The sequence below is a fragment of the Marinomonas profundi genome (assembly GCF_020694005.1).
Taxonomy (GTDB): Bacteria; Pseudomonadota; Gammaproteobacteria; order Pseudomonadales; family Marinomonadaceae; genus Marinomonas; species Marinomonas profundi.
In genome coordinates this window covers 2,504,997-2,531,382 of sequence record NZ_CP073013.1, presented here as the reverse complement: position 1 = coordinate 2,531,382, position 26,386 = coordinate 2,504,997, and the positions used below count along the sequence as shown (strand labels likewise).

The window sequence follows — 26,386 nt, the reverse complement described above, 5'->3', positions numbered from 1 at the left end:
CTCCTTTTTAAGCCTCAGACTTTCCGCCAAATACACCACCACGAATCAAGTTTGCGATCACGTAATGCTGTTGCTCTGTTTCTGGCGCTTGGCCTTTTTCCATCCATTTATCAAATAAGGTATAAAAATCGTCTTTATTGCTACGATAAGCTTTACCACGGCTGGTAACGGAGCCAAATGGTTCGGCAGAAATAGGGCCGATCTCTTCAGAGCCTTGATACCAAGTGTCTACTGTGCGAATGGCATTGCCGATTTTTTGCGAGTGTAAAGCAGCCGTTCCATCGACATCGTACAACACCTTACTCTTGCGAGAGTTGCCATCTAATACTAATTCTTGTGAAGGGAAAACTTCTTGTCCTTCTCCCAATTTTACAAAGGCTTCTATTTGAAAATAGGTGAAGGTATCGCTGGTCAGACCAGTTTGAATTTCATTGGCAAAGGCTTTTAAATCATCGCTTTGGTAATCAAAATCACGTAGTGATAAATCGTACCCATTAAAAACCCAGATGGTGTTGCCTGCTTTGTTCTTTTGCGTCACACGGATAGAGATCTCTTCTGCGCCGACACGGTTACGCCACAAGAAGCGGCCATTGGCGATGTTGGAAGCATAACGATGCGCCAATACGGCAAAAGATTGCTCTTCAATGTAGGACTGAATCGTGCTGCTCAACACTTCTTGATAATCAGGACTATTGCATGCAGAAGGTGTTGGAAGGTCTCCCAATACTCGCAAGCTGTATACAACTTTCAATGTGTCACAGTCAAACGGCAAAGCGGCGGTATCGACCGTTTGTAGGTTAGCCTTGTTTACTTCTTGGTCTAACTTTGCAGGATCATTCAAAACGGCATTTTTTTGCCGGTTAGAAATCGTACCGCGTACCGATTTCTCTTGCAGAGCTATCGGTTTCCATTCTCCATCAGGCTTAGCCCAGTTCCCTGAGAACAGCAAACCATCTGAGTTTGCCAGTTTACGTTCGAATGCCAATACTGATGCGGTTTTTACTGCTGCCATGCTATTTCTCCTCAATGGTTTGATTTGTTTCGTCGTTTAATAAAATCGGGGTATCGGGTTGGTAGTCGTTTTTACAAAGGTAAAGTGCGTTGCTTGCTTGGTATTCTTGATGCCAAAAAAGATGTTTCAAATCGTCTATTCTATGTGGGCTGATCCATTGACCTAGTGAGTAAATGGATTCCACAAATTGCACTGGGCAAGAACGATCTCGCACATGTTCCACTTGGCCTGCTTCGTACACATCGGATATTCCTTGATAGCCCACCATAATGGGCTTGAGCCATCCGGTGTATTCAAGACGATTCGTGGTCCATTCCGCTTTGTCACCTTTTCCTTTGGATGACATTTTACGAATGCTAAAATCTAAAAACGCATCCAAAGGCGCTTTTTGACTTTTCTGAATATGGTCTTGCAGCACATCGTCGCGACTGATTAAAGCGAATCCAGGAAGCAGCTTGCGCAGGAAAGATTTTCGAGTAGATCGCTCTCGATTAATGGCACCGATATCCGTTATGAGTTCAATTTCATCGATGCTCAGCACTGCGCCCCCTGCCACTCTTGAAGCCAATAAAGCCTCTTCAATGAACTCGACAAGCGTATCTTCTATCTCAGGAGGCGTTGGGCCGTACAATTTAATCAAGAGCGATATATCCATACGCATTTTGCCTTCTTCATTGAAGGGCGCGGTGCTACCGTCTTTTGTTAATGGGTTACGAGTTAATGCGAAATAATTTTCACGACTCATGTTATTGCTATGAGATTGCACTTGGCTGGAATGGCAAATCACCGCACAACCATTTAGGGCCAGTCTTTCCGACACCTTCGTTTGCACCTTTCTTTGCAGAGCATGGGTCAAACCCAAAAAACTCGTCATAGAAGGAAAGCCCCACGTTAAACCTGCAATGGCATTCGCTCCTTCGACTTTAATATGTCTAATGACCAGTAATTTATCCATTAAAAAGCTCCTTTTACGTCGTCTTGTACTAGCCTGAGCTCTTGAGCGGTAAGGACTTTCCACTGCACAAATTCAACATCGCCTGTGGCAATGTCAGAATTTTTTTCTAGCTCAGCATTTAAGAAACGAGAAAAATCCGCTGCGACTAAACCTTGCCACTCTTTTTTATCAAATTCGTCTTCAAATTCTTTATCAAAGGCGCGTCGATTTGGGTCTAACCAAAGCTTTTGATGTAGTGGCAGATGACAATCTGGATGGGAAGACCAACCCGCCGGAAAAGACCGAACACTCGCCCCATAAGCCACCAGCTGATCAACTATGTCGTCGATACGACGCGCTCTTTCGGCACGTATTTCCCAAACACTGCGCTTATTCAAATTAGCGACTAAGAATTTTTTCAAACCGATAAGGTGACCATACACCTTGCGAGAAAAAGGCCCACGAAAAATGGATTTCACTTTTAACGGTGGTTTTTCTTGGCTTTGCCAGGTTGGCGGTGCGCTGCTTAGTAAGAAAGAACGTCCTCCACGACCAGAGTTCAATTGGCTAATGTTTTGTGGCTTAGTTCCACCAAACGCTTGCACGGCAACATCAGGAAATTCGATGGTAACAAGCTCTGACATTTTTTCAGTTCGACGAGCCGCACGAGCCTCTTTTTGCTCTTCAGAAAAGCGAGCATGCTGCACACGTTCAAACACTTCTTGAGAAAGCGATGTGGCATACAAAGGCAAAAGCAAATGGTAGTTACCGTCAATAGGCCAGTAAAGTTGCTTAGCCAATTTATGAGAACTTGGATCTTTGGCGGTAACGGCCAACTTAAATCCCGCTAACCAGTCAACTAATTGCTCTTTGGATTCTGCCAACGGCTCAAAAGGAGACATATCGTCTTGCTGAATAAAGTTCACCAGCAATTTGCCATCGTCCTGTTCAAGCAAAAGCAGTTTACCAACATCTAAAGCCGCCGCATTGCCCACCACATCAATCTTTGGAGTTTCTAAGATAGATGTAGACACAAACGGCAGTGCGGATGACACACTTGCCTTTGCGAACAAACTTGTCCCTTTGGCATCGGAGTGAGTAAATTTAAGCGCATGCGTAACGAGCTGCAACTGCTTAGCTCGACTTGCCGCATCACTCAGCCAATTCGCGGGTTTAAAGCGGTCTTCTTCACTGACTCGTAAAGCGGCCCGCTCCATTTCATATGCTGCGACATTTTCTGCCGACGCCGCTTTCACGCCTTTTTGCGTGTCTTTATCGAACTTATCTAGCCGATCCTGCTTGCGACTGTCGATGTAATCGCGGATCTTGTCGGATAAATTTGCCACTTCGCCTCCTGCTCTCAAAAAATGAAAATTATTTAGATAATCGTATTTCTTAACTGATCAAACCAATCAAGTGAAGATCCACCAAACACAAAAAACGCTGAGTAAATAACCATTCCAGTTAAATCATCTTGGAAACCAAAACGAAAGACCTTTCTCTTCTTCCGTTCAATTTTCTTATTGCCCGTTTTACTATCACTCTCTTCTTTACTGACATCTTCACTCTCAAAATCAAACATACACATACCCTCATGATTAACACATGAGCATAATAGTTAATAAAAAAATCAAACCATGATAGAGCATATTTAAAAAATAATATCCGTTAGACTATTTTTCTTTTTTATCATAGAATCCACAAACCGTTGATCAAACGGCTCAGAAAATGATGGAGCATATTTAAAAAACTCCGCATATCTTCACCGCTGAACAAGCGGCTCTACAAACCTTCTACTTAGAGGGTTTGTAGAATCCCAATACACTACTCTGTTGCCATACATCATTTTCGCCACTCTTTCGCAATCGAATCGAGCCAAATTGTATCGATGCATCGCTAAGCTCTAGGTCAAGCTTGTCCGCCAAGGTGACTAGCGCACTTTGATAATCAAAATCTTTTATCCAGTTATGAACCCCCATGGCGAATACGCAAGTTTTGTCACGCTGAAAGCTTTGCTTGTCATCAGACTTTAATTCACCGTTATCATGCCAGCGATGCATAGTCGGTTCGTCATATTCTTCCTCTACATAAAAGCAATAAGATTCATCCGGCGTATGACGTCGAAATGGCAATTTGCGTTGTAGATGATTCGTCCAATGACAGGGCTTGTTCCACCACAAACTAGCAAACGCTTCACCGAACTCTTTGTCTTTACCCCACAATTGAGAATGCAGAGCAGCGTGTTCCAAATCAACAAATCGCTTAGTGGGGGCCAATAAATCGCGTTTTTGAATACGCGGTAAGGCATTAATCGTTTGATATTCATTGGGCTCTAATAAGTTTTGCAGCTTATGGCTGTCTAACAAAAACGCATTACCTTCAAAGCCTGGTTTTGTGTAGGCGGCTTTTTCATTTTTCATGGCTCGCACATTTTGATCGAGCAAATGAATGTTCGCCGTTTCCACTGTCGCGCTTGAATGACGCAACACTCGCCCTGCTAGTTGAATCAAGGAACGAATCGACGACGGCTCCACGACCGCCCAGTCATAGGAATGATCTCGGCCCACCTCTGTTACAGGGCTTCCAAGCACCACAAAAATATGTTGGTCATTTGGCTGGGCCTTTAATGCGACATGTACACTTGGATGATGCCAAATGGCATTTGGGTCTTTGCGGTTCAATACCGTGTCCAGCATTTGCTCAATAGATGAGCGCTGCAATAAAAGAAACTGACTGTGATACACACAATAGTGTATCTGCATACCTGCTGGGCTTGGCGTATTCATCAAGGCCTTTGCAACTGCCACCAACGGATTAATATTGGCCATACGCACTAGGCCAAAACTGGCTCTGGCCGACAAGGTTGGATGTTTATGATGGTGCGCATTATGAAGTGCTAAGATACTTTGATGAACACGCTGAACGACGGCTTGAATAACACTAGGCTCATCGTCTTCGCTATTACAACACTCAACTAACTCGACACGCCGCTTGATAGATTGCCCTAGGAGCTTTTCAGCGCGCATTGCCATCAATTTTTGATGCTGTTCAGAAAAAGCGGAACGTTCACTAGCTTGAATGGAATCGCTGCGAAACTCATCAAACCAAGCACACACAATATTGGGCGTTTGACTGGGGTTTATTTTTACCGAGGCTTCATATTGCTTGCGACCAGCAAGATAAGCATCAAATAATGCGTTAATCAAATCAGGTGGTAACGTCGCTGATGAAAGCAATACGTTCGACCCTAACATGCCTGCCCAGTTAACTAATCGACACAAAGCCGGTAAGTCTTCTAAACCAAAATCATCTGGTTCATCGAGCACTAGATCGGAGGTGAGCAAACGCAACATGGGGGCGATTTGTTTACCGCCTCGACTGCCTTCAGTTGATGGTATCAAATGATCGATGGTGCTCACCAACACAGGCGCATTAACTAACTTATTATTTTTAGGGGAGTTTTCTAACCAACGTGATAATGGCCCATCACCTAACATACCTTCGTAGCTAACATAGCTATCTTGGTCACTGAAATCATTAGCAGATTCTGACCCCAACAAGGCTTCCTGCTGACTTTCCTCGGCTAAAATTTGTTTGGTTTTCGCTTGCTCATGTAAATCTTTCACGGCTTTAGAACCGATAAGAACCGCTAGATCTTCATCGTCGAGTCGTAATAACTCTTTAAAAGCATCACCTGTTTGCAAGGTTAAGGTACGCAAACCAAGTGCCACACTGAATCGACAGCCTTTTCTGTCATCGGCAAGACCATACATAATGCGCGCGTTGGCAAAGGTTTTGCCTTTGCCAGTGGACGCGACATTCACACCAAAAAAACCATGCTGTTTTACTTTATCTCGAACACTGACAGCCAATTCGTAGGCTTTATTTTGCCAAGCAAAACGACTGTCTAACGTACGCTTCTTCAATTCTGGGTGTCGGGTAATGACAGGCAAGGATTCTTTTAATGACGACAAAGAGCGTACGATTTGATGGCTATGACGATACACACCAATCAAATGCTCGTCTAAGGTTTGGTTATAGTTTCCATTATCTCGGCTACCTCGTTCGCGCCATGTGTTGGCATAGACCTTTTTATAACCTTTGTCATCATGCCACGGATGCTTAAGACCGATGGACTTTTGTGAGGAATAATAATGATCGCCCAACATTAAACTGAGGCGAGCGAGATGCAAAGAAAATGGCTGATTCAGCCAGTATTGAGTAAGTAACTGTGTACGTTTAGCGCCTTGCGAAGCAATACGGCTAATACGCTCACGCCAGACTTTACTGCAAAATGGCGAGCCTTTGGAGAAAGTCCAAACCGCTTCGACCTCAGCTGATTGCCACTCTTTATTGTCGCATTGAGGTGAATTCCATCCTGCTCTAATATAGCTATCCATCAACAATTCTGGATACTTCACATAATCCGTATTGTCATCTAAAGGTTCTAACAATTTATGATGAGACAAGATCAACCATGCAACAGCCTTAGCAACAGGCGGCAGCGCAGTAAATGGTGAAGAAACTTTGGCGTCTAACCCATCCTTTTTAAGACGCGTCATGACGCTGCTTTCAATATCGTCCGGTAAGTCACTTAACAAGGTTAACCATGCCGCGTCTTGCTTACTTTTTTCCACACCTTCAATCGCATGCAGCACGAAGGCTTCAAATAGTCGCACCGACACCCATTCATGGCGATACGGTTCGTAGCTTGGCGTCTTCTTATTAGGATTTAGTTTGTCCTGAAAGGCTTTATTGGCTTTTCCAAAATCATGAAACAGCGCAGCGATACCAGCCAGCACTCGGATGTCTTCTGCGGTTTGCCATGTATTTTCATCGCCAGAACGCAAGATATCTCGGCCTGTTACGTTTGTCGGCACACTACCCCATTCGTTAAAACGGCGTGGATTACCCACCAGCCATTTCAGCTCTGTTCGGTTACGACCCCGAATCCAATGACACGCCACGGAAGTATTTCGACGTGCGGTTTTTTTGAGTAGTTTACGTAACGTTGCCAATCCTTGTTCCGTGATCGCGGTTTGCCAAGTTCGATCACCGGTTCGCTCTGCAAATTGGTCGATCACGCGGCGAGTTTCTTTTAAGGCTTTTTTAGAACATTGGGAAACCAAAAGAATGTTCATTTCTTTTCCCCAAGCGTTTCACTGATTTGCTTGAGACTGTCGATCATATAATCAAGGGCTTCGCATCGACGAATATTGGTAATACAGGCTTGGCGGAATTCTTGTTCACTGTCGCCATTCATCGCACTAATAAAAGCCTGCGGTAGAATGATGCCATCTTTTATTAAATCGGCCGCATCAAACACTAGTCCTCCACGACGAGTTTTCCCATGAAGAACAGATAAGCCATGAGGTAAACCTAATACCCAAGTGGCCGTAGCGCCTAAGCCATAAGCGAGATAATTACCATGATCCAAAAAGCGATTGGCGAAATCGACTCCTGCCCCCTGTTTCACGCGTTTAAAATCGTTATATCCAGTGACGGCACAAATAATTTTATAAAGGGTTTTGGTTAGTCTTGCTTCAGCTAGCATGAGTTCTTGCGTATGGGAAACTTTAGCAACCGCTTGCTCAAAGCTATCCAAGGCTTTATTTAGATCTGCCACACTGATGACTATACCGGCATCTTTTAGTGCTGAATTATTAGTCCATTGCTGTCTCGTGTATTCAATCCGTAGGGCTTGAATTTGCTTGGCTGCTTCTAAGCGTTTGCCTTCATCAAACCAAAACGACACCCAAGATTGCAGATACTCAACGGGGCGATATTCACTTTGTGGGCTAAAAAAAGACACATCAAAATCGACTTCATTGGTCGAAAATAATGGCGCGCCACCACCGCCACAAAAACCGATCAACACCCCTGATTTTGCTAACTCTCGAACAGCGGCTTGAGTTATGGATGTACCATTTCCTAGCAATAGACACGTCGTGTTCGCAATAGGAATATTCCAATAAAGAGATTGTTTCCCTTCATCCGTCACATATTCCACTCGTCCGTCTTTCACTAAGACACGACAATATTCGAGGTAGTACATATTGGCTCGTTTGGAGTGCAATATGGTTTTCATGTCCGATGGTGAGAACTGTTCCATTGTTTGTCCCTTCTCGCTCTTATTATCTGGCTGTTTACACTGTGCCTTGCTTTCCCCCACCCCACAACCCTGTCGTTTTACACAGGTAAAGGGATTTGACAGGTTTTGCCCTATATCAGTGTTTGACGGTGCTTATCAGTCATAAAGCCATTGTTTTATGTCGGCATAGTTAACACAGATGAGTTGTTGGGCTTGTGGGTTGGCTGACAAAGGTGATCATTATTATGTGTCACCGTCATTTTTCTTAATGCGTTTATTTTTTGCAGGAGGCAGGTAGCTATCGGAGGTAATCACCTTTTTTCCTGTTTTAGCTTCCAGATCCTTGCGGGCATTTTTGGCAATAGAGCCACCCGCTAGGGCTGCAGTTTTGTTTTCATCCATCCCTGTAGCCTCTTCGGTTTCGGCAATATGTCTAGTGGATAATTCTGCAAGAGCGGTAAAAATCAACTCCGCCTCACTCATGTGATCACGCAGATTCTGGCTTTTCAGACCTTTGAGGTTTTTATGCGCCTTAACACTGGTGTCTGCCCATTCTTGATGGATAATATTAGTGAGAATGGCAAATTCTTCACCTTGTTTGATGTCGTGATCAGCCCAATAATCGGTTAATTTATTACGAGTCTCCTGCCCTGTCATACGTTGCTGGATCCACTTTTCACTGCGACCATGTTTTTGCCAAGTTTCCCTAGCGCGGTCAAGTGAACGGGAAGGGTCAGCCATTTCCTGCATGCGTTCATAGCCCACCTTAGCCAGCCAAAGCTTGATAGGTTCTGCTTTGGGACTGGGAACAGATTGCACTAGGCGTAGCAAGGTTTCAGCGGTGGCAACATCGGTCAGGTAATTTTTGCCATCAGCCGCAGGTAGTTTCAGTTGGTTACAATCTGTAACCAACTGACTGCCTTCTTTGGCTAAGCGATTTTTCAACACTTTCCAATAATTTCTGGCAGCCTTATAGTCCACTTGTTGTGTCAACACTTGCACAATATCAATCACCGAAAACCACCAGATTTCGGCTTCTTCATCATAAACGCGGCGAATTTGGTAATCTTCAAATAGGGTCATATCATTTTTCATTAACATCGCTCCTTAATGTTGGTTTGATCTGATAAAAATTAAACATAATCATATTGTGATCTTTTTGGCTAGATGCTGAGAACGGCTTCATTGCCTGTCCCTATGTCTATGTTAAACGGTGCTTATCAGTCGTATAACCATTGTTTTATGTCGGCATAGTTAACACAGATGAGTTGTTGGGCTTGTGGGTTGGCTTCGAGCATTTTGGTTTTTATCTGTAAGTCGTCGAGGGTGTATTTGACGAGGGCGGCGCGGGTGATGATGTTCAGTTGTCCGTCGGTCATGCCGTAGTCGTTTTCTAATACCTGTTTTTGTTTGTCGGTGAGGCGGGAATCTGGAGCAAGCACTAACATCACTTGGGTGCTCCACAGTGTGTCTTGTTGCTCTGTGTGTTCGCTGGTTTTGCCGTCGTAGTCAACCTGTTGAAAACGGCTCAGTACGAAGTCTAGATAGTGTTGTCGCATGTCACAATAGGCGCGTACATGCCAGCGTCCAGCGGTTTTGACAAAGCTATGGGGATAGAGCAAGCGGCCTTGCGGATCGCTACTGGACACGGATAGGTATTCGCAGTCTACGGCGGTTTTGTCTTTAACAGCTTTTAATAATGGCCGCATGACTTGCGGCGAAACGAAGCGCGCTAAGGCTTCTATCCGATGTTGGGTGGATTCGATGGCGGTATTGGGGAAGGTGGGGATTTTGCCGTAGTTTAGCCAATCAAAATATTCATCGACGGTTTGGTCTATGTAATGTGGTTTGAATTGGTCGGTTATTTGATAGGCTTTGCGTTTGTTGTCATAAACAAAGTCATTGCCCGTCGCTTCTTGATATTGCTTAAATAACGGGCTGACACTTTGACGTGTTAATCCGAAGCTTTTCATCAAGGGCTTGGTGTTGATCTGCCCTTCCCAAAAAGCCAGTAGCTCTATCATCCAATAACGCTGCACCACTTCCATTCTGACAATCCCTTTACATTTAATGGTTTAGCAATGTAACGCAGTTTTCTATGATAGCCAAATGGCAATTGTTGTGTTTTTGTATTCAGATCAATCAGTTTGTCATTTACACCGTGGATTCCCGCCTTCGAGGCTGTCGTTAAACGAATTCCGTCGATCTTGTCGTGCTTTAGCGCGTCAAGGGTTTTGGGTTGGTATTATCGGGCTTTTGACGGCCTAAAGGCACGACGTCACAAAACAATAACCCCACCCTAGCCCTCCCCTTGAAAGACATAAGGGGAGGGAATAGTTAAGTTGTCGACCTGAAGGCGCGACTTACATGGTTTTGTGGTCGTGCTTTAGCGCGTCAAGGGTTTTGGTTTGGTGTTATCAGGCTTTTGACGGCCTAAAGGCCGACCTACAAAAAACCAATATAAATCAATCAATTGCAGGCTAAATAATGTTAGCGTTCTGCCCTGATCATCCAGTTCCTTGGGGTGAGGTTTTTGTCGCAGAATTTGCCTATCTCAACTTGGTAGCCGTGTTCTTCTAGGTACATGGCGCGGTCGAGGACGAGCCAGTGTTCTAAGGCCGGTCGAAACAGCTGGCTGATGGCTTCGAGTTTTTGTACCTGTTGATAGCGGGTTTGACCAATGCGTTCGAAGTCTTCAAATGGGGTTTTGGCGATCAAGTCCGTTAAGCTTTTTTGCTCAGCGGCCCAGTGGCAAAAAGCGACGAAGCCTTGGTTTAAAAGGGCTTTTTGCACGGACGGAACAGGCAGGTAATCGTCTTGCTGGCGGGCGGTTCGTTGCCATGCGTCGAAGCCGAGCCGATAAGTGAGTTCGAGCTGTTTAAGCCTTTGTTCACGCGCACCTGCGGTGGCGACTTCTTTGACGGCGAGTTTGAGGTCGGCTTGGCGCAGTGTCAGTGCGGATTGCTGGGCGGTCTGTGACAATGGCCGGTAGCGGCTATCTTTGGTGAGGTGATAGCAGCAAGGGGAAAAACACAAGATAGCGGTATGAGCGGCAACAGCTTGTTCGATCAGTTCACGGTGCAAATCCCCGCAAGCATGGAGTGCAACAGCGCAGTGAGCGTTTGCTAACGCTGAGTGCCCTTCGCCTTTTAACACATCAGCATGGATGAAGGTTTGCGCTAGCGTTAGTCGTTTGGCTTCTTGCTCGCCCGCTTCGCAGAGTGTTTTTTGCCATTCTAGGCTGAGCACCGAGCGATTGTCTTCAAAGGCCAAGAGTTTGCCTAAATGGCCTTTGCCTGCGCACCATTCTACATAGTTGCTGGCGTGTGGTGTGTGGGCAATAAAGGCTTGAATTTGTGACCATTTACGGCCTTTTATGCCCGCTGATACATAATGTGGTAAATCGTTGGTAAGTATTCGCTTCGTCGCTAACGTCAGTTTTTCGTATGTTTGGTCGCTAGATAATGTCTGAAGTTCTGGGCAGAGGCGAAATACCTCTGCATAAAACAGGTCATCGATTGGCTGCTTTGTATGGCTTTCGAGATAGCTCGCCAGCATAGGGTAATGATCACGCCAAGGCGTATCAAGCCGCGCAAAGGTGTCAAATTGCCAAAGCTGTGTATGCCTTGTTAGCCAAGCATCGAGGGCGTGAAAACGAGGTGAGAAAGTAGTCATTAATCGGCTCGTAGGGAAGGAAAAACTCGGTGTCTTTTTTTCTTTACAGTATTGAGGAAATTTCCCTCGCAGTTGCATTGTATTTTGTCATAAAAACGGCAAAATGAAGAAGCTATTTTAAGCAACGATTCTAGCCACAGTGATTTCCCTGTGACCTATATAAGGACCCCGTAATTATTATGTTCAAGCATCTTAAAGCTGTTTCTGGCGACCCTCTTTTAGCCCTTATCATGGCCCATAAACAAGATACCAACCCAAAGAAAATTGATTTGGGTGTGGGTGTTTATAAAGACGACAATGGCCATACGCCGATTTTAAATACGGTGAAAAAAGCCGAGGCGATTCTGCTTGAACAAGAAGATTCTAAAAGTTATTTAGGCATTTACGGTGCCACCGAATTTGAAGCCATTATCAAGGATTTGATTTTAGGCGAAGGCAATCCACTTATTATCTCGGGTCGTGTTCGCTCAACCCAAACGCCTGGCGGCACTGGCGCATTAAAAGTAGCGGCGGACTTTATCAGTGCGAATCTAAAAGGCGCGCGCCTTTGGGTAAGTGATCCAACTTGGGGTAACCATAAGTCTATTTTTGACTCAGCCGGTGTGGAAGTAAAAAACTACCCTTACTACGATCCAGCCACTAATGGCTTACGCTTTGACGATATGATGGCGACGTTAGAAGCCGAAGTAAAAGAAGGCGATGTGTTGTTGCTTCATGCTTGCTGCCATAACCCAACGGGCATCGATTTGCAGTTTGACCACTGGAAAGTATTAACCGACTTCGTTAACAAGCGCGGTCTGTTGGCCTTGGTTGATGCGGCTTACCAAGGTTTTGGTGACGGTTTGGATGAAGACTTGGCGGGCTTGCGTTACATGGCAGCCAATGTTCAAGACATGTTGATCGCCAACTCTTTCTCGAAAAATTTTGGCATTTACCGTGAACGCTGTGGTGGTTTAAGTGTGATTGCCGCGTCTGCCGACGAAGCCAATGCGGCGTTTTCTATTATCGGTCAAGCCATTCGTGCAAACTACTCTATGCCGCCAGCCCATGGCGCTGCGGTGGTTTACACCATTATGAGCGACCCAGCGCTAAAAGCAGAATGGGAATTAGAAGTGACCGCTATGCGTGATCGTATTAACGGTTTGCGTGAAAAATTGGTGGCGAAGTTGGCCGCTTCTGGCGTGAGCAAAGATTTTAGCTTTATCAAAGATCAGCGCGGTATGTTCTCTTATTCTGGTTTGACCCTAGAGCAAGTACGCACATTGCGCAGCGAATACGCGATTTACATCGCTGACACAGGCCGTATGAGTATTGCAGGGGTGAGTGACACTAACATCGATTATCTGTGCGAAAGCATTGCTAAGGTCGTTGGTTAATCCACTTAGTTACGTTACTTGGTGAAAAACAAACAAAAAACCGTGAATCTGCATTAGATTCACGGTTTTTTTATGCCTGAGTTTTCTATCAATAAAGCCTAAAAATAAAAAAACTTAATGAAGCACGCGCGTCTCGGAGTTCTTTTTACCTGCTTGCATTTCTGGGTGGTAATGCTGCACCAAGCGTAAAATAGAGGGCTCTAACATTTCGCGCCAAAAATTCACTTCTTCTTCCACCATGACTTCCAGCTTATCCCAACCCGCTTCAGTGCCAAATAGACGCACTGGCGCCAGCGCTTCATCGAAGAATTCTCTATCGCCGCCGATTCCCATGCCAATCAGTTTGGCGCCGCGAATAAATCCGACACACCATTCTTCCACTAATATGCTGTATTCGCCATCCACTTCTTGTTCTAAATACACCGGATAAAAATCCCCAAACAACAAGCTGTTCATGGTTTCCATGTACATGATCAACACCAGACTCAGAAACTCATCTTCTTGCTCGGTGGATTCCCACACGGGTTGATCTTCATCTGCGCCCCAAATGGCGTTCAACCAAACATCTGGCTCTAACTCTTGCACAGAACAACCCAGTGCGGTTAAAAAGCCATCTAACTCTGACACGCACATCAAGGAGCGATCGGTCCCAAACGTTAATAAATAGTGATCTATTTTTTCGTAAAGGACTTCTTCGCTGATAATATCATCGTCTTTTTCTTCAGACATTTATTCGTTTCCATTTAGTTGAGCTATACATATATTTTAGCTTGTCTTGGCAAAAGCGATAAGCTCTTGATCAATCCACTATCGCCAAGTTGCCGTAGGTTTCTAGCCAGCTTTTCCGATCCCCTGCGCGCTTTTTCGACAGCAGTTTGTCTAGTAGCTCGTCGGTGTCTGGTTTGTCTTCCATAGTGAGTTGGATTAAGCGGCGGGTATCTGGTGCCATGGTGGTTTCACGCAGTTGCGATGGGTTCATTTCACCCAAGCCTTTGAAGCGTTGTACGTTTGGCGTGCCGCGTTTGTTTTCGGCGGCGATTTTGTGCAAGGTGATGTCTTTTTCTTCGTCATCAAGGGCGTAATAGACTTCTTTGCCAAGGTCGATTCGATACAAGGGCGGCATAGCAACAAACACATGACCGCCGTTAACTAAGGCAGGGAAATGGCGCACAAACAAGGCGCAAATCAGTGTCGCTATGTGCAAACCATCCGAATCGGCATCGGCCAGAATACAGATTTTCCCGTAACGTAAGCCACTTAAATCGTCGTCGCCGGGATCGACACCAATCGCTACCGACATGTCATGAATTTCTTGAGAGGCAAGAACTTGATTGGAGTCCACTTCCCAAGTGTTTAATATTTTGCCTCGTAGCGGCAAAATAGCTTGGAAGTCTTTCTCGCGGGCTTGCTTGGCAGAACCACCAGCAGAGTCCCCTTCCACTAAGAAAAGCTCGCTTCGTGACGTGTCTTGTCCAGAACAGTCGGCCAATTTACCCGGTAAGGCTGGACCTTGGGTAATGCGTTTACGCACCACTTTTTTACTGTCTTTTAGGCGTTTTTGTGCGCTGTTAATGACAATGTCGGCGATTTTTTTGCCATCTTCTACATGCTTGTTCAGCCATAGACTAAAGGCGTCTTTTACCGTGGCGGAAATAAAGGCCACGATTTGACGAGACGATAAACGCTCTTTGGTTTGGCCGGAGAATTGTGGCTCTTGAATTTTTGCGGACAAGACGTAGCTACAACGATCCCATACGTCTTCTGCGGTGAGCTTAACGCCACGAGGCAAAAGGTTATGGAAGTCACAAAACTCACGAATGGCTTCTAATAAGCCGGTTCTCAGACCGTTAACGTGCGTACCGCCCTGTGCGGTGGGAATCAAGTTGACATAGCTTTCTGTCACTAATTCGCCGCCTTCTGGCAACCATTGCACCGCCCAGTCGACACCTTGCGTTTTTTCTGTCAAACCGCCAATAAAAGGCTCGTCCGGTAACAAGGTAAAGCCTTCGTTGGCCTGCGCTAGGTAATCTTTTAAACCGTCCTGATAAAACCATTCTTCACGAACTTCTTCACTGCCACTTTGGTCAATAAAGACAACATGAAGACCTGAACAAAGCACCGCTTTGGCTTTCAGCAAGTGTTTTAGGCGTGATAGAGAAACTTTAGGGCTGTCGAAGTATTTAGTATCGGCGGTAAATTTAACTTTGGTGCCGGTGTTTTTCTTGCCGACGGTACCGATTTCTTTCAGTTCTGAGGTTTTAAAACCGTTTTCAAAACCGATGTGATACTGAATGCCGTTACGTCTTACCCAAACTTCCAACGACGTCGACAAGGCGTTCACCACGGAAACCCCAACACCATGTAAACCGCCCGAAAACTGGTAGTTGTCACCCGAAAATTTGCCACCCGCGTGAAGTTTAGTAAGGATCAATTCGACACCGGATATGCCCTCTTCTGGGTGTATATCGACGGGCATGCCGCGGCCGTTGTCTTCGACGCTCAAGGAGCCGTCTTTGTAGAGAATGACTTCGATACGATCTGCATGACCAGCCAAGGCTTCGTCGACTGAGTTATCAATGACTTCTTGCCCTAGGTGGTTTGGCCGTGAGGTGTCCGTATACATTCCTGGGCGTTTTTGTACAGGTTCTAAGCCACTAAGAACTTCTATCGATCCGGCGTTATATTCTTTTGCAGACATGCGTGTTTTTACTTCCAAGTTGATCGTGCGTCATAGTGTCAAAATACTAAAGCGCGTGCGAGTGTAAATTAGATTGGCTAGAGTCTATCACTGGTTTTGCGCAGTGTGAAATAGTCCAACAAAAGCCGTGATTTACTCGGTTATAATTTGTGCAAAACGCAGAATTTCTGCGCAAAACCGTTCAAATTCGGTAAAGCTGTGGTCGCCCTTGGCTTCATGCGTCAATCGAGCTGGGTTGGGAAAAGCCTTCAGCGCTTCTTTATAGTCCAACACGTCATCACCTTCTTGAATCATCAGCCAATATAACGCAGCGGTTGGCTCAGTCACGACTAATTGCTCAAGCTCAGCCATGTGCGCAGAAGTCAGCTCATACTCTTCGCCCGTGTAAGGGTTGTGTTGCGGGCCAAGATAGTCTTGTAACAAGGTCGGCGCCTGTACCGCCGGATTGACCAAAATGGTTTTTAGGCGATACTTTTCCGCCAGATAGGCCGCGTAAAAACCGCCAAGGGAACTACCAATTAAGGTAACGCCTTGTTGTTGATTGGCTTGGATAATGGCGTCTAGCTGTTTAATCGCTTGTGCTGGTTGCCAAGATAAGCGTGGTGAGATCACCGCGTCAGGCAAGCCTACTTTTTGAGCGGCATCCCCTAGCACAGTGGCTTTATGAGAACGCTCTGAGCTATTAAAACCGTGGATATACAATAAAATGGCCAAAGAGACTCTCTAATAAAATAAACGCTAATAAAATAAACGCTAATACAATAAAAACGAATTAAATGAAAACTAGGCGAATTGAAAAGACAAGGCGTTGTTAAGTCGATGTCCGTGCTTCAAACATAGTTCTAATAAGTCGGCCAGTTGCTGGTTTAAACGAAACTTTTCGTCTCGGTGCAACATGGCGTCGTTAGGGTAAGGGTAAGCCCCTTGGTAGTGGCGGTGCCCGTCGGTGATTTCCGCAATGCCCACGTCATGATACAAGCGCACGGTCATGGATAGTTTCGCTTCGAATAACAGTTTTCTTTCTATTTCTGGGCCAAACTCTAACGTCATTTCAGAGGTGAAGCGGCTTTCTTTGCCAAGCGTTAGACGCAGACGACTTTCTTGGTCGCCAACACTGTGAATCGCAAAATGCCAAGCGTCCGTTTCCTCGTGGCCACGCATAAGCTTACCTAAGCGACGGTAATTTAACTCGCCAAGCATCTGCAAACTGACCAAATCGGGTACGTATTGCTTCGACATTTTCTTCATTGTGCCTATCTTAGTGACATGACTCATTTAAGCACTCCAACGCAAAACAAGCTCGCTTTTGTTTAAGGCAAACCATTGCAGCCCCATAATCGTACTGGCGTTTTCCACCTCGTGTTTAAGCAAGGCTATGGCGTCATCAGCAGACACCAAATGCAATTTAATGTCTTCGTTTTCTTCATCCAAACCGTGAACTTGACTGGTATCAACCAGGCTAGAATCGAACTCCCCCGCGTACATCCGCAAGTATTCCACTAGTCCACCTGGTGAAGGTACAAATTTAAACAGGTACTCAAGACGCTTTACGGTCACTCCGGCCTCTTCTAAGGATTCACGGCGCGCCACGTCTTCGTCACTTTCGCCTGCTTCGACCATGCCAGCCACCAGTTCTAGCAACCAAGGCGATTCGCTGCGTAATACGGTGGGACGAAATTGCTCAATTAACAACACTTTATCGGCCACAGGGTCAAACAACAAGACGCACACCGCGTCATTGCGTACCATCATTTCACGGGCCATGGGTTGACTCCATTCACCGTTAAATTTTTTATGCCTTAAGGTTAGTTTACGCATTTCGAAAAAGCCTTTGTACAGGCATTCGTCTTTTAAAACGTCCACGTCTTTTTTACTATAGGTCGGTTGAAACTTCATATAATCTGGCCCTAAGCAGACCGCTTTTTCAAATAAGGTCTGCTATGATTGATTCGTCGTTAAGTCAGCAATGATTACCAATTTGGAGTGTCGTAAATGGAAAACATACGTTGTGCTTGGTGTTTAGGCTCTCCCGAATACATTCATTATCACGATACAGAATGGGGAACCCCTATTTATGACGACCAAGCGTTATTTGAATGCATTGTACTCGAAAGCGCGCAAGCAGGTCTAAGTTGGATTACTATTTTACGCAAACGTGAAGGCTATCGCGCACTTTTTCATGGTTTTGACCCGATTAAAGTCGCTAACATGACAGACCTTGATGTAGAAAGGTTGCTGCTGGATGAACGCATTGTACGTCACCGTGCCAAAATAGAAGCCACCATTAATAACGCGAAAGCTTTTCTGAAAATTGCTCACGAATTTGGCTCATTTAGCCAATACTACTGGGCATTTAGCGACAATAAGGTCATAGACAACCCGCTTCGCCGTCACACCGAAGCACCCGCAGTGACCGAGTTGTCGACTCGCTTTGCCAAAGATTTGAAAAAAAGAGGCTTTAAATTTCTTGGCCCCACGACCTGTTATGCCTTTATGCAAGCCACCGGCATGGTGAATGATCACATTGCCAACTGTATGGCTCGTAAAACAACATCCCCACCCTAGCCCTCCCCTTAAAAGACACAAGGGAAGGGAATAAAGGCCAGACTCTTCCCCCTTGCTAACTGGGAGGGGGTCACTTGATTTCATTAATGTTTCGCTTAAAGTGGTCGATACAGTAAAAAGATTCTTTGTCTATGAGCCTTGTTCAATCTCCACCCTCTCTAGGCTGATATAATTTTCATTTTGGTTTGGTACTAATACATGTTTAACAACAAAAGCATTCTTATTACAGGCGGGACCGGTTCTTTTGGCCGTCAGTATGTCAAAACACTGTTGGCCAATTACCAACCGAAACGACTGATTATTTATTCCCGTGATGAGTTAAAGCAATACGAAATGCAGCAGGATTTTGACGCCGCTTGCATGCGTTATTTCATCGGCGATGTGCGCGACAAAGATCGTTTAACCCAAGCCATGCGCGATGTGGATTATGTGATTCATGCGGCGGCGCTCAAGCAAGTTCCCGCCGCGGAATACAATCCGATGGAATGCATCAAAACCAATATTCACGGCGCCGAGAATGTGATTGCCGCAGCGATAGCCAATAACGTGGAAAAAGTCATCGCGCTATCCACCGACAAAGCCGCCGCGCCGATCAACCTGTATGGCGCCACCAAGCTCGCTTCGGATAAGCTATTTGTCGCCGCAAACAACATGGTCGGCCAAGGCCGCACACGATTTTCTGTGGTTCGTTATGGCAACGTGGTTGGCTCTCGTGGTTCGGTGGTGCCTTTTTTCCAAAAGCTGGTAGCCGAAGGCGCAGAATCTATCCCCATCACCCACCCTGAGATGACACGCTTTTGGATCACCTTACCGATGGGCGTGGATTTTGTATTAAAAAATTTCCAACGCATGCACGGCGGTGAAATCTTCATCCCTAAAATCCCGTCTGTGCGCATCATGGATTTAGCCGCTGCTTACGCGCCTAATATTTCCACCAGAGACGTCGGTATTCGTCCGGGCGAAAAACTTCACGAAGTCATGTGTCCGAGCGATGATTCGTACCACACCTATGAATTCGACAATCACTATGTGATTTCACCCAGCATCAAGTTTTATCAGGACGATATGGATTTTGCGCACAGCCGTTTAGACGAGATCGGTACATTGGTTGAACCAGGTTACGAATATCAATCTGGCAGTAACCCACACTTTTTGAGTATTGAAGAGATTCTAACCTTCGATGATGCACACTGATTTTATCCCTTACGGTCGTCAATCCATTAGCGAAGAGGACATCGCGGCGGTAGTAAAGTCGCTGCGCTCTGACTTTTTAACCCAAGGCCCTTGTGTCAGCGAATTTGAGCACGCCCTTTGCACAAAAGTAGGCGCTCGCTATGGCGTGGCAGCGAACAGTGCGACGTCTGCCCTGCATCTCGCTTGCTTAGCATTAGGGGTTGGCGCTGGCGACAGGGTGTGGACGTCCCCCAATACCTTTATTGCGTCGGCCAATTGCGCACGTTATTGCGGTGCTGAGGTGGATTTTGTCGATATTGACCCGCGCACGTATAATATGTGCGCGGACAAATTGGCAGAAAAGCTACAGGCCGCTAAGCTAACAGGCACGCTACCTAAAGTCGTCATACCAGTACATTTCGCCGGTCAATCTTGCGATATGGCAGCGATTCACACCTTATCCAAGGCATACGGCTTTCGCATCATCGAAGACGCTTCCCATGCGATTGGTGCAAAATACCAAGGCGAATACGTTGGCAATGGCCAATGTAGCGACATTTGCGTTTTTAGCTTTCATCCAGTGAAAATCATTACCTCGGCGGAAGGTGGCATGGCGGTGACCAATGACGAACACTTGGCCGAACACATGCGCACTCATGCTTCGCAAGGCACGACCAAATCCCCCGATGAACTCACTCAGATGCCGGGCGATTGGTATTATGAACAGCACACATTGGGCTTTAACTACCGCATGACGGAATTGCAAGCGGCACTAGGTTTGTCGCAATTATCGCGTTTGGATGATTTCATCGAGGGTCGTCATCAACAGTTCGCTCATTACGAGGCACTATTAAAAGGTTTCTCTATCACCTTGCCTTATCAAGCGGACGATAGCGACTCAGCACTGCATTTGTATCCGATTTTATTACCAGAACACAATAGAGCAGCCAGAAAAGGCGTGTTTGATAGTTTGCGTCAAGCTGGCGTCGGCACTCAGGTGCATTATATTCCTGTGCATTTACAGCCTTATTATCAGGCGTTGGGGTTCAAGCAAGGCGATTTTCCAATGGCAGAAGATTACTACGCTCGCACGCTCAGTTTGCCGCTTTTTGCCGATCTAACCTTGGCTCAACAAGAGCGAGTCGCGCTGATTTTAAAGCACGCCTTGATCGCCAACCGTGTCATGAGCGCCTAACCATGCAAGACAGCTTTTGTTCACAAAACAGCAGTCGTCTACAAGACAACGATCATTCAGCTAAACGTTATCGAGTCGCGGTGATTCCAGCTCGAGGTGGCTCTCAACGCATTCCCAGAAAGAACATTCGCTTATTAGATGGCAAACCCTTGATCGCTTATTCTATTGAAACTGCGATGGCTTCTGGTTTGTTTGACCGAGTGATTGTGTCTACCGACGACACAGAGATTGCCGACGTCGCCCGCCAATTTGGCGCTGAGACACCCTTTTTACGCCCTGCAGACTTGGCCGATCACATGACGGGCACCACGCCGGTTATGCAACATGCCTTGCGGTTTTTGAGTGAAGAAGGCAAAACGCCCGATGAAGGCTGTCTGATTTACGCGACTTGCCCGCTGCTCACCCCTAAAGATTTGCAGCAAGGTTTGGCTCAACTCGATCACAGCACCGCATTTTGTTTTTCCGCCACTACCTTTGCCTTCCCCATTCAGCGAGCGCTTCATCTCAACGACAAGGGTGACTTAGCGCCTATGTTTCCTGAACATATTGGCAAGCGTTCACAAGACCTAGTCGAAGCGATCCACGATGCGGGGCAATTTTATTGGGCAAGCACGCAAAGCTGGTTTGATCAAGAAATATTCGGGCCACAATCTAAGCCCTTACTCCTACCAAGACATAGAATTCAGGATTTAGACACAGAGGAAGATTGGCTGCGTTTAACGCAAATCATGCTATTGAAACAAGCGGCGGATTTGAACCTTTGAACTTTAATTTCAGTTCCAATTTCAGTTCCAATCTTTACTGTGTCTCAAAAAAATCGCTAATCACTCTAGCAACACGTTCCGCTCCCGCGCCATCAACCAAGCGACGCGCCGTTTGGCGGGCGTTTTGTTGCCATTGAAGGTCCAACCAACGGCGATTCACCTCTTCCACTAACCGCGCAACTCGCTGTTGTCGAGCCGCTTCCGGCACAGTATCAAAGCGCACCGAACAACACCAATCAAGTGGCACATGCTGCTCTAAAGAGCGCGTTTGATTCTCCGCCACTTGAGCAAAGACCGTCGGCACGCCCAGACAAGCTAACTCAAACAAGGTGCCACCCGCGGCAGAAATCGCCATTTTGGCCTGTTTCATCAATGGCGTGACATCCGCTAAACCTTGCTCGAAGGCGATGCGATTATCATCACAAAACGCGATCACTTGAGCGGCGTTTTTAGCATTCGCGCCCAATAGCACCTGAATGTATTCCGTTGGAAAACCGGACGCCAACAAGGTATTTAAAATAGGGAGCGTCAGCATCAAGGGGTCGGTTCCCCCTAGGGTAACAAGCAGTCGTTGCGGTGAGCTGTGGTCAATGTGGGAAGCTTGAAAAGCCGGTCTTAATAACGCGTATTGACTGCCAATGAGAGGGTATTCAATTAACTTGGAATAGTCTTGCTGTAACGGATTCAATAACCACTTGGCGGGAAATTCGCCCCTATCGTTCATGTCATCCAACACCAGAAGGTTTGCCTGATGTTGATAGAGCTGGGTAATGGCATCAGCAGCGTAACCATAATGGTCCAATATGACGAGATCCGCCTGTTCGGCTAATCGCCAGAATTGCGCCTCCGTGGCAATAAAAACATCGTCTGGCGAGGCAAATGCTTGATAACGGCGATCCACGACGAACTGGCATTGCCAGCCTAATTGAGTAAAGGCGTGAATCAAGGCTTGGCAGCGAACCCTGTGCCCCATGCCGATCTCGACCGAGGCATCGGCTCGCACCAAGGCTTTCACGCCATCATATCCCAAGCAAGCGGCTGGCCTTTTTGCACGTCCATAGACAAGGTTTTGCCCAAGACATCGGCCCAATGCTTAGGCGCAAGACCAAACGATGGGCGAATGATTTTAAGATGCGCGGCAGTCAGAACCGTCCCGGCGGGTAAGTCCATCGCCACATAAATAGAGCGACGGTATTTTTTCGCCGCTTGTTCTGCGTCTGAGCCACCGTAAGTAACAGAGCCAAGGGCGGCTTTTGCTGCACGACAGGCGATTACCAAGGCTTTCATTTCCTCCGGTTCCATAGAGAACGCCGCGTCTACGCCCCCCGCGCTACGATCTAACACAAAGTGTTTTTCAATCACGGTCGCGCCCAGTGCCGTTGCCGCGACCGCCGCACCAAGACCTTGGGTATGATCAGACAAGCCAACCGGACAAGCCGTTTTCGCGGCTAAATCCGCCATGGTAACCAGGTTGGAATCTTCTATTCTCGCCGGGTAAGTACTGGTGCATTTGAGCAAGGTTAATGGGTTATCGCCAATCGCTCGAATCGTCGCCACGGCGTCCGCGATTTCGTCTTCACTTGCCATGCCGGTCGACATAATGATTGGTTTACCCGTTCGCGCGACAGCTTGAATCAGCGGAATGTCGGTCATCTCGAAGGAGGCTATCTTGTATAAGGGTACGTTGAGGCTTTCTAAAAAAGCCACCGCACTCAAATCAAACGGCGAGCTAAAGGCCACTAATCCCAAGGATTCAGCTAATTCAAATAAGGGTTTGTGCCACTCCCAAGGAGTCGATGCCTTGGCATAAAGATCATACAAATTGCTGCCGCGCCATAAACTATCGCTTTCCGAAACCATGAATTCACCATGACGTACGTCGAGCGTCATGGTGTCTGGTGTGTAAGTTTGTAACTTTATGGCGTCTACGCCTGCGTCTGCCGCGGCGTGTATCATGGCTTTGGCGAGTTCAAAATCTTGCTCATGGTTGCCTGATAACTCAGCAATAATAAAAGGCGTTTGCTCGAACATAATAAAAATCAACCATTGTAAAAAGTGATGAGATGATCGTTGCCCTGATCAACATACTCAGAAGCCTGTTGCAACATGCTAGGCATTTCTTCCAGAAACTCGCACCAAGGCTCAAACAAATGACGAGCACGAGCCACGGTTTCGGCCTCGTCCTGATACTTGAATAGAAACTGCACAATCAAAAACGCAGAGTAAGTAAAAGAACCAATTAATAAATCGTAAATATGACGGTGAATACTGCCTTTCAAAAAATAGATTTTTCGATGATGAGACCACAACAAATCACACACTTGCTGGCGTGTGACAACCGTTTCGTCCCAACCTTGTTGCAACATTCGACTGATGGTACGAAAGTCGTCAATAGAAATCAGCGTCTGCGCAGATTGCTCCAATAAAGCCGCTGGTGGGTCGGTGAAATACACGCTTTCTAAAATATCAATAACGTTGGCGTGATCAATTTTCGGGTCTATGATCAATACATCATCAATAAGGAGCGGTGTTACGCCTTCGATTTTTGCCCCATCAGACAAGTTATAGCTGGCAAAATTTCGACGCTTATTTAATTGCCGAGTCAACGTCTCCAGCTGAACTCGTGACGTATCCATAATACCCGTCGCGTAAACCGTACCGCCGAAGTTCCCTTCTCGTTTCACTAACTTGGCTTCTTGGAAGGTTTGAAAACCAGACTCTTTACCGTCTTTATAGTACCCACTGTGCACCGAGTGATGGCTGCCTTTGTCTTTGAAACCATTATCCACACCAAGGTAATACACAGTGTTAAAACCAAACAGGTGAACATAAGACAAGGCTAAGTTTGCCACGACCGGATTACAATAATTCAGTTGCACATATTCTTTATCATCGCCATGTGCCCGCGCTTGGGACAACATAAGTGACGTAATCGCTTCACCGGGTTTCATTGCCATGCCCGAGCGCTTAAAACAATCAAACAGGCCGGGGTGCATAACATTGACAGACAACCCCCAGATTTTGTCTAGGTAGTCTTGATCCAAAAATGAAAACTTATCAACCGTTTGTTTCAGGCGCTCAATATCTACATGAATATCAGGCGTCACACCTAATTTTTTCAACGTGTTAATAGTGGAGCCGCAGCAGATCAACAACACCTGATCACGAATTTCTTTGACTAACTCAATCCCCTGATCAAGAGAAGGACCATTGCCTAAAATAAAAACCGGAATATTGGCGACCCATTTAGGCAACGCTTCGCGGCCTTGAAAATGCGCTATTTTGGTTTTAGGGAGCGATTTAAGCCCCTGCGCAATGCCAATTAAAGCATCATCAAAAAATCCCCACCCCATGACTTGACGAGCATAGTGTTTCTTAAAATACGCAATCGCTAGGTCGTTTTCAGGGCTGCTATAAGAAACATGCAAATACGTTTCTGGCGCCATAAAAAAGCCATTTTCTTCTAACTGGTGGAGGTATTTTTCAGTAAATTCTTCGGGGTTAACGCCAAGGAAAAAATGAATCGTGCGTCCATCACGATTGCATAGGTCTAAAATATTGCCCCACTCAATGGCGAACAACGAATAATAAAAGAAGTCCAAATCATGTTCATACAAATACAAATGCTTAATGGAGCGCTGTGCCAGCAGTATTTCGAGCTGATAACCAAACTCAACACCAAACAATATTGTGGATCCGACGAACTCAGGCCAACCTTCTTGCGGTTGCAACGCCTGCGATTGTTGCTCGATTTGATCGAGTATTTTATTGCTGTAAAAAACGTGACGACTTGGATGCTTCGCCGTGCGCTCTAAGTTAAGTAGGGTTTTATTCGGTTTTTTTAAGGCTTGGGCAATTTTCTCTGCCGCCTGCGCTCTTGGCTGAGCCGAAAAGAGCGGGACACCGACATCTTCCCGATAAAGGTTAAGTCCGCCCTCTTCTTCCATATAAATATGGCGTTTTTTAGGTTGGTAATGTTGGAAGGATTCAAAAATATGAGGCATGACTTGAGAAAATACCGTCATGTTTCTTACGTATCGCTCAGTTAACTCACTATCGTTCTCTTTGAGGCGAGCTGCACCTCTTTCAAACAAAGCAGCAAACGCTTCTGCCTGATCAAGAGAGGATAAAACTTCCTCATTTTGCATGTTTCACGCCTTTATATTTATTCACACCCTTGCGGGTTTTATTCGTTCGGTAAAGTTGTTTTTGCATTTCTGCATGCACATCTCGAATCAGTCGCGTGGCGGCTTGATGTGTCATGATAAACTGTCTGATTTGTTCATTCGCTTTGGGGTCAGTCAGTGGCTCTATAGTGTGTATAAAGCCATCATTGTCTTCACATAGCTGCTGAATTTTTTCTATGTCGTTGTCGATGAGGCTTTGTTCTAGTGCAGCACTCAACGTCGTTAAGTGTGACAAATCGAACATTAAACAACCCCTACCCGAGCCTCAGTTTGGCCACCATAAGCGACTTGCTTATCCAATGTGGATATTTGATCCCAAGCGCCTTTGATTTGTAAAATAAGCCCCATTACTTGATCGATAATAGCCGTGTCTTTGGTCACACTGGCCTCAGTAATTCGAACCATCATGTATTCGTAAAGCGACTCAAGGTTATCGACCAACTCTGGGTTAGCATCTCTATCTAGCGCGTCTCTTAGCGCATTGATAATTTCGCTCGCTCGCGTTAACGCGGCGGCTTTACCTTCCCAGTCCGAACGTTCAATACAGCCCTTTCCTAGGGCTAACTTCTCAAGCGCCCCTTGCATCAAGAGCTGAATGACGCGATGAGGATCAGCCGATGCTAAATCGGACTTAATTGAGTCCTTTCTGTAAGCTTGGATCCCTTTACTCTTGTACATACACAACCCCATTAATTCGAGTATTACTGTTTAAAACC

General features: G+C 46.0%; 24 protein-coding genes. 5 read left to right on the top strand and 19 right to left on the bottom strand.

Features of this window, described 5'->3' with window-relative positions; translation table 11 throughout:
* Window positions 1-7: 7 nt before the first annotated feature.
* The 9 genes from csy3 to J8N69_RS11880 form a co-directional block, all read right to left on the bottom strand.
* The gene (gene csy3, locus J8N69_RS11920; protein WP_168826842.1) at window positions 8-1,012 is read right to left on the bottom strand and encodes a type I-F CRISPR-associated protein Csy3; all 1,005 of its coding nucleotides are present in this window, start codon (window positions 1,010-1,012) and stop codon (window positions 8-10) included.
* Between the two features lies 1 nt (window position 1,013).
* Window positions 1,014-1,967: a type I-F CRISPR-associated protein Csy2 gene (csy2, locus tag J8N69_RS11915; protein ID WP_168826844.1), complete on the bottom strand. Its 954-nt coding sequence runs from the start codon at window positions 1,965-1,967 to the stop codon at window positions 1,014-1,016.
* Window positions 1,967-3,292, bottom strand: a complete 1,326-nt coding sequence (gene csy1 / locus J8N69_RS11910; RefSeq protein ID WP_168826846.1) for a type I-F CRISPR-associated protein Csy1 — start codon at window positions 3,290-3,292, stop codon at window positions 1,967-1,969. Before csy1 ends, csy2 begins: the two co-directional genes overlap by 1 nt.
* 32 nt (window positions 3,293-3,324) lie before the next feature.
* Window positions 3,325-3,528, bottom strand: a complete 204-nt coding sequence (locus J8N69_RS11905; RefSeq protein ID WP_168826847.1) for a hypothetical protein — start codon at window positions 3,526-3,528, stop codon at window positions 3,325-3,327.
* A 211-nt stretch (window positions 3,529-3,739) separates the two neighbouring features.
* The gene (gene cas3f / locus J8N69_RS11900) at window positions 3,740-7,087 is read right to left on the bottom strand and encodes a type I-F CRISPR-associated helicase Cas3f (RefSeq protein ID WP_168826849.1); all 3,348 of its coding nucleotides are present in this window, start codon (window positions 7,085-7,087) and stop codon (window positions 3,740-3,742) included.
* On the bottom strand, window positions 7,084-8,058 hold the full coding sequence (gene cas1f, locus J8N69_RS11895; protein ID WP_168826851.1) for a type I-F CRISPR-associated endonuclease Cas1f: 975 nt from the start codon (window positions 8,056-8,058) through the stop codon (window positions 7,084-7,086). Before cas1f ends, cas3f begins: the two co-directional genes overlap by 4 nt.
* 222 nt (window positions 8,059-8,280) lie before the next feature.
* A complete protein-coding gene (locus tag J8N69_RS11890) occupies window positions 8,281-9,138 on the bottom strand; it encodes a BRO family protein (protein WP_211085159.1) in 858 nt (285 codons plus the stop codon).
* Window positions 9,139-9,257: 119 nt separating this feature from the next.
* A complete protein-coding gene (locus tag J8N69_RS11885; protein ID WP_168826853.1) occupies window positions 9,258-10,085 on the bottom strand; it encodes a WYL domain-containing protein in 828 nt (275 codons plus the stop codon).
* Between the two features lie 442 nt (window positions 10,086-10,527).
* Window positions 10,528-11,712, bottom strand: coding sequence for a methyltransferase (locus J8N69_RS11880; protein WP_227803881.1), 1,185 nt, complete (start codon window positions 11,710-11,712; stop codon window positions 10,528-10,530).
* Between the two features lie 179 nt (window positions 11,713-11,891).
* On the opposite strand from J8N69_RS11880, the gene J8N69_RS11875 reads away from it, so the two are divergent.
* Window positions 11,892-13,088, top strand: coding sequence for an amino acid aminotransferase (locus J8N69_RS11875; protein WP_168826857.1), 1,197 nt, complete (start codon window positions 11,892-11,894; stop codon window positions 13,086-13,088).
* A gap of 114 nt (window positions 13,089-13,202) precedes the next feature.
* Here the strand turns inward: J8N69_RS11875 and J8N69_RS11870 are convergent, their stop codons facing one another.
* The 5 genes from J8N69_RS11870 to J8N69_RS11850 all read right to left on the bottom strand — a co-directional run bounded on the left by J8N69_RS11870 (window position 13,203) and on the right by J8N69_RS11850 (window position 17,682).
* On the bottom strand, window positions 13,203-13,817 hold the full coding sequence (locus J8N69_RS11870) for a UPF0149 family protein (RefSeq protein WP_168826859.1): 615 nt from the start codon (window positions 13,815-13,817) through the stop codon (window positions 13,203-13,205).
* A 70-nt stretch (window positions 13,818-13,887) separates the two neighbouring features.
* Entirely contained in the window at window positions 13,888-15,786 is a 1,899-nt protein-coding gene (gene parE / locus J8N69_RS11865) for a DNA topoisomerase IV subunit B (RefSeq protein WP_168826861.1), read from the bottom strand.
* Between the two features lie 132 nt (window positions 15,787-15,918).
* Window positions 15,919-16,500, bottom strand: a complete 582-nt coding sequence (locus J8N69_RS11860; RefSeq protein ID WP_168826863.1) for a YqiA/YcfP family alpha/beta fold hydrolase — start codon at window positions 16,498-16,500, stop codon at window positions 15,919-15,921.
* A gap of 69 nt (window positions 16,501-16,569) precedes the next feature.
* Window positions 16,570-17,061 (bottom strand): DUF1249 domain-containing protein, encoded by a 492-nt coding sequence (locus J8N69_RS11855; protein ID WP_227803880.1) that lies wholly within the window; start codon window positions 17,059-17,061, stop codon window positions 16,570-16,572.
* Window positions 17,062-17,682 carry an NUDIX domain-containing protein gene (locus J8N69_RS11850; protein ID WP_168826865.1) on the bottom strand — a complete coding sequence of 207 codons (621 nt, stop codon included), beginning with the start codon at window positions 17,680-17,682 and terminating at the stop codon, window positions 17,062-17,064.
* A 96-nt stretch (window positions 17,683-17,778) separates the two neighbouring features.
* On the opposite strand from J8N69_RS11850, the gene J8N69_RS11845 reads away from it, so the two are divergent.
* The 4 genes from J8N69_RS11845 (at window position 17,779) to pseF (ending at window position 21,483) form a co-directional block, all read left to right on the top strand.
* The gene (locus tag J8N69_RS11845; protein ID WP_168826867.1) at window positions 17,779-18,351 is read left to right on the top strand and encodes a DNA-3-methyladenine glycosylase I; all 573 of its coding nucleotides are present in this window, start codon (window positions 17,779-17,781) and stop codon (window positions 18,349-18,351) included.
* A 198-nt stretch (window positions 18,352-18,549) separates the two neighbouring features.
* On the top strand, window positions 18,550-19,545 hold the full coding sequence (gene pseB, locus J8N69_RS11840) for a UDP-N-acetylglucosamine 4,6-dehydratase (inverting) (RefSeq protein WP_168826875.1): 996 nt from the start codon (window positions 18,550-18,552) through the stop codon (window positions 19,543-19,545).
* Window positions 19,532-20,719: a UDP-4-amino-4,6-dideoxy-N-acetyl-beta-L-altrosamine transaminase gene (gene pseC / locus J8N69_RS11835; RefSeq protein ID WP_168826885.1), complete on the top strand. Its 1,188-nt coding sequence runs from the start codon at window positions 19,532-19,534 to the stop codon at window positions 20,717-20,719. The genes pseB and pseC overlap by 14 nt, the downstream gene beginning before the upstream one ends.
* Window positions 20,720-20,721: 2 nt before the next feature.
* Window positions 20,722-21,483, top strand: coding sequence for a pseudaminic acid cytidylyltransferase (gene pseF, locus J8N69_RS11830; protein ID WP_168826886.1), 762 nt, complete (start codon window positions 20,722-20,724; stop codon window positions 21,481-21,483).
* Between the two features lie 34 nt (window positions 21,484-21,517).
* Here pseF and J8N69_RS11825 read toward each other — a convergent pair whose 3' ends face one another.
* From J8N69_RS11825 to fliS, 5 genes are read right to left on the bottom strand one after another with little or no spacing between them, the layout of a single operon-like run.
* A complete protein-coding gene (locus J8N69_RS11825) occupies window positions 21,518-22,513 on the bottom strand; it encodes a PseG/SpsG family protein (protein ID WP_227803879.1) in 996 nt (331 codons plus the stop codon).
* Window positions 22,495-23,514, bottom strand: coding sequence for a pseudaminic acid synthase (gene pseI, locus J8N69_RS11820; protein WP_168826887.1), 1,020 nt, complete (start codon window positions 23,512-23,514; stop codon window positions 22,495-22,497). Before pseI ends, J8N69_RS11825 begins: the two co-directional genes overlap by 19 nt.
* Before the next feature lie 8 nt (window positions 23,515-23,522).
* Entirely contained in the window at window positions 23,523-25,631 is a 2,109-nt protein-coding gene (locus J8N69_RS11815; RefSeq protein ID WP_168826888.1) for a motility associated factor glycosyltransferase family protein, read from the bottom strand.
* Window positions 25,621-25,914: a hypothetical protein gene (locus J8N69_RS11810; RefSeq protein ID WP_168826889.1), complete on the bottom strand. Its 294-nt coding sequence runs from the start codon at window positions 25,912-25,914 to the stop codon at window positions 25,621-25,623. Before J8N69_RS11810 ends, J8N69_RS11815 begins: the two co-directional genes overlap by 11 nt.
* Window positions 25,914-26,348, bottom strand: a complete 435-nt coding sequence (fliS, locus tag J8N69_RS11805) for a flagellar export chaperone FliS (RefSeq protein WP_168826890.1) — start codon at window positions 26,346-26,348, stop codon at window positions 25,914-25,916. The genes J8N69_RS11810 and fliS overlap by 1 nt, the downstream gene beginning before the upstream one ends.
* Window positions 26,349-26,386: the final 38 nt, after the last annotated feature.

Bases quoted from the DNA above. Each gene is read 5' to 3' on its own strand.
- csy3 (WP_168826842.1), bottom strand. From the start codon at position 1,012: ATGGCAGCAGTAAAAACCGCATCAGTATTGGCATTCGAACGTAAACTG.
- csy2 (WP_168826844.1), bottom strand. From the start codon at position 1,967: ATGGATAAATTACTGGTCATTAGACATATTAAAGTCGAAGGAGCGAAT.
- J8N69_RS11905 (WP_168826847.1), bottom strand. From the start codon at position 3,528: ATGTTTGATTTTGAGAGTGAAGATGTCAGTAAAGAAGAGAGTGATAGT.
- cas3f (WP_168826849.1), bottom strand. From the start codon at position 7,087: ATGAACATTCTTTTGGTTTCCCAATGTTCTAAAAAAGCCTTAAAAGAA.
- cas1f (WP_168826851.1), bottom strand. From the start codon at position 8,058: ATGGAACAGTTCTCACCATCGGACATGAAAACCATATTGCACTCCAAA.
- J8N69_RS11890 (WP_211085159.1), bottom strand. From the start codon at position 9,138: ATGTTAATGAAAAATGATATGACCCTATTTGAAGATTACCAAATTCGC.
- J8N69_RS11885 (WP_168826853.1), bottom strand. From the start codon at position 10,085: ATGGAAGTGGTGCAGCGTTATTGGATGATAGAGCTACTGGCTTTTTGG.
- J8N69_RS11880 (WP_227803881.1), bottom strand. From the start codon at position 11,712: ATGACTACTTTCTCACCTCGTTTTCACGCCCTCGATGCTTGGCTAACA.
- J8N69_RS11875 (WP_168826857.1), top strand. From the start codon at position 11,892: ATGTTCAAGCATCTTAAAGCTGTTTCTGGCGACCCTCTTTTAGCCCTT.
- J8N69_RS11870 (WP_168826859.1), bottom strand. From the start codon at position 13,817: ATGTCTGAAGAAAAAGACGATGATATTATCAGCGAAGAAGTCCTTTAC.
- parE (WP_168826861.1), bottom strand. From the start codon at position 15,786: ATGTCTGCAAAAGAATATAACGCCGGATCGATAGAAGTTCTTAGTGGC.
- J8N69_RS11855 (WP_227803880.1), bottom strand. From the start codon at position 17,061: ATGAGTCATGTCACTAAGATAGGCACAATGAAGAAAATGTCGAAGCAA.
- J8N69_RS11850 (WP_168826865.1), bottom strand. From the start codon at position 17,682: ATGAAGTTTCAACCGACCTATAGTAAAAAAGACGTGGACGTTTTAAAA.
- J8N69_RS11845 (WP_168826867.1), top strand. From the start codon at position 17,779: ATGGAAAACATACGTTGTGCTTGGTGTTTAGGCTCTCCCGAATACATT.
- pseB (WP_168826875.1), top strand. From the start codon at position 18,550: ATGTTTAACAACAAAAGCATTCTTATTACAGGCGGGACCGGTTCTTTT.
- pseC (WP_168826885.1), top strand. From the start codon at position 19,532: ATGATGCACACTGATTTTATCCCTTACGGTCGTCAATCCATTAGCGAA.
- pseF (WP_168826886.1), top strand. From the start codon at position 20,722: ATGCAAGACAGCTTTTGTTCACAAAACAGCAGTCGTCTACAAGACAAC.
- pseI (WP_168826887.1), bottom strand. From the start codon at position 23,514: ATGTTCGAGCAAACGCCTTTTATTATTGCTGAGTTATCAGGCAACCAT.
- J8N69_RS11815 (WP_168826888.1), bottom strand. From the start codon at position 25,631: ATGCAAAATGAGGAAGTTTTATCCTCTCTTGATCAGGCAGAAGCGTTT.
- J8N69_RS11810 (WP_168826889.1), bottom strand. From the start codon at position 25,914: ATGTTCGATTTGTCACACTTAACGACGTTGAGTGCTGCACTAGAACAA.
- fliS (WP_168826890.1), bottom strand. From the start codon at position 26,348: ATGTACAAGAGTAAAGGGATCCAAGCTTACAGAAAGGACTCAATTAAG.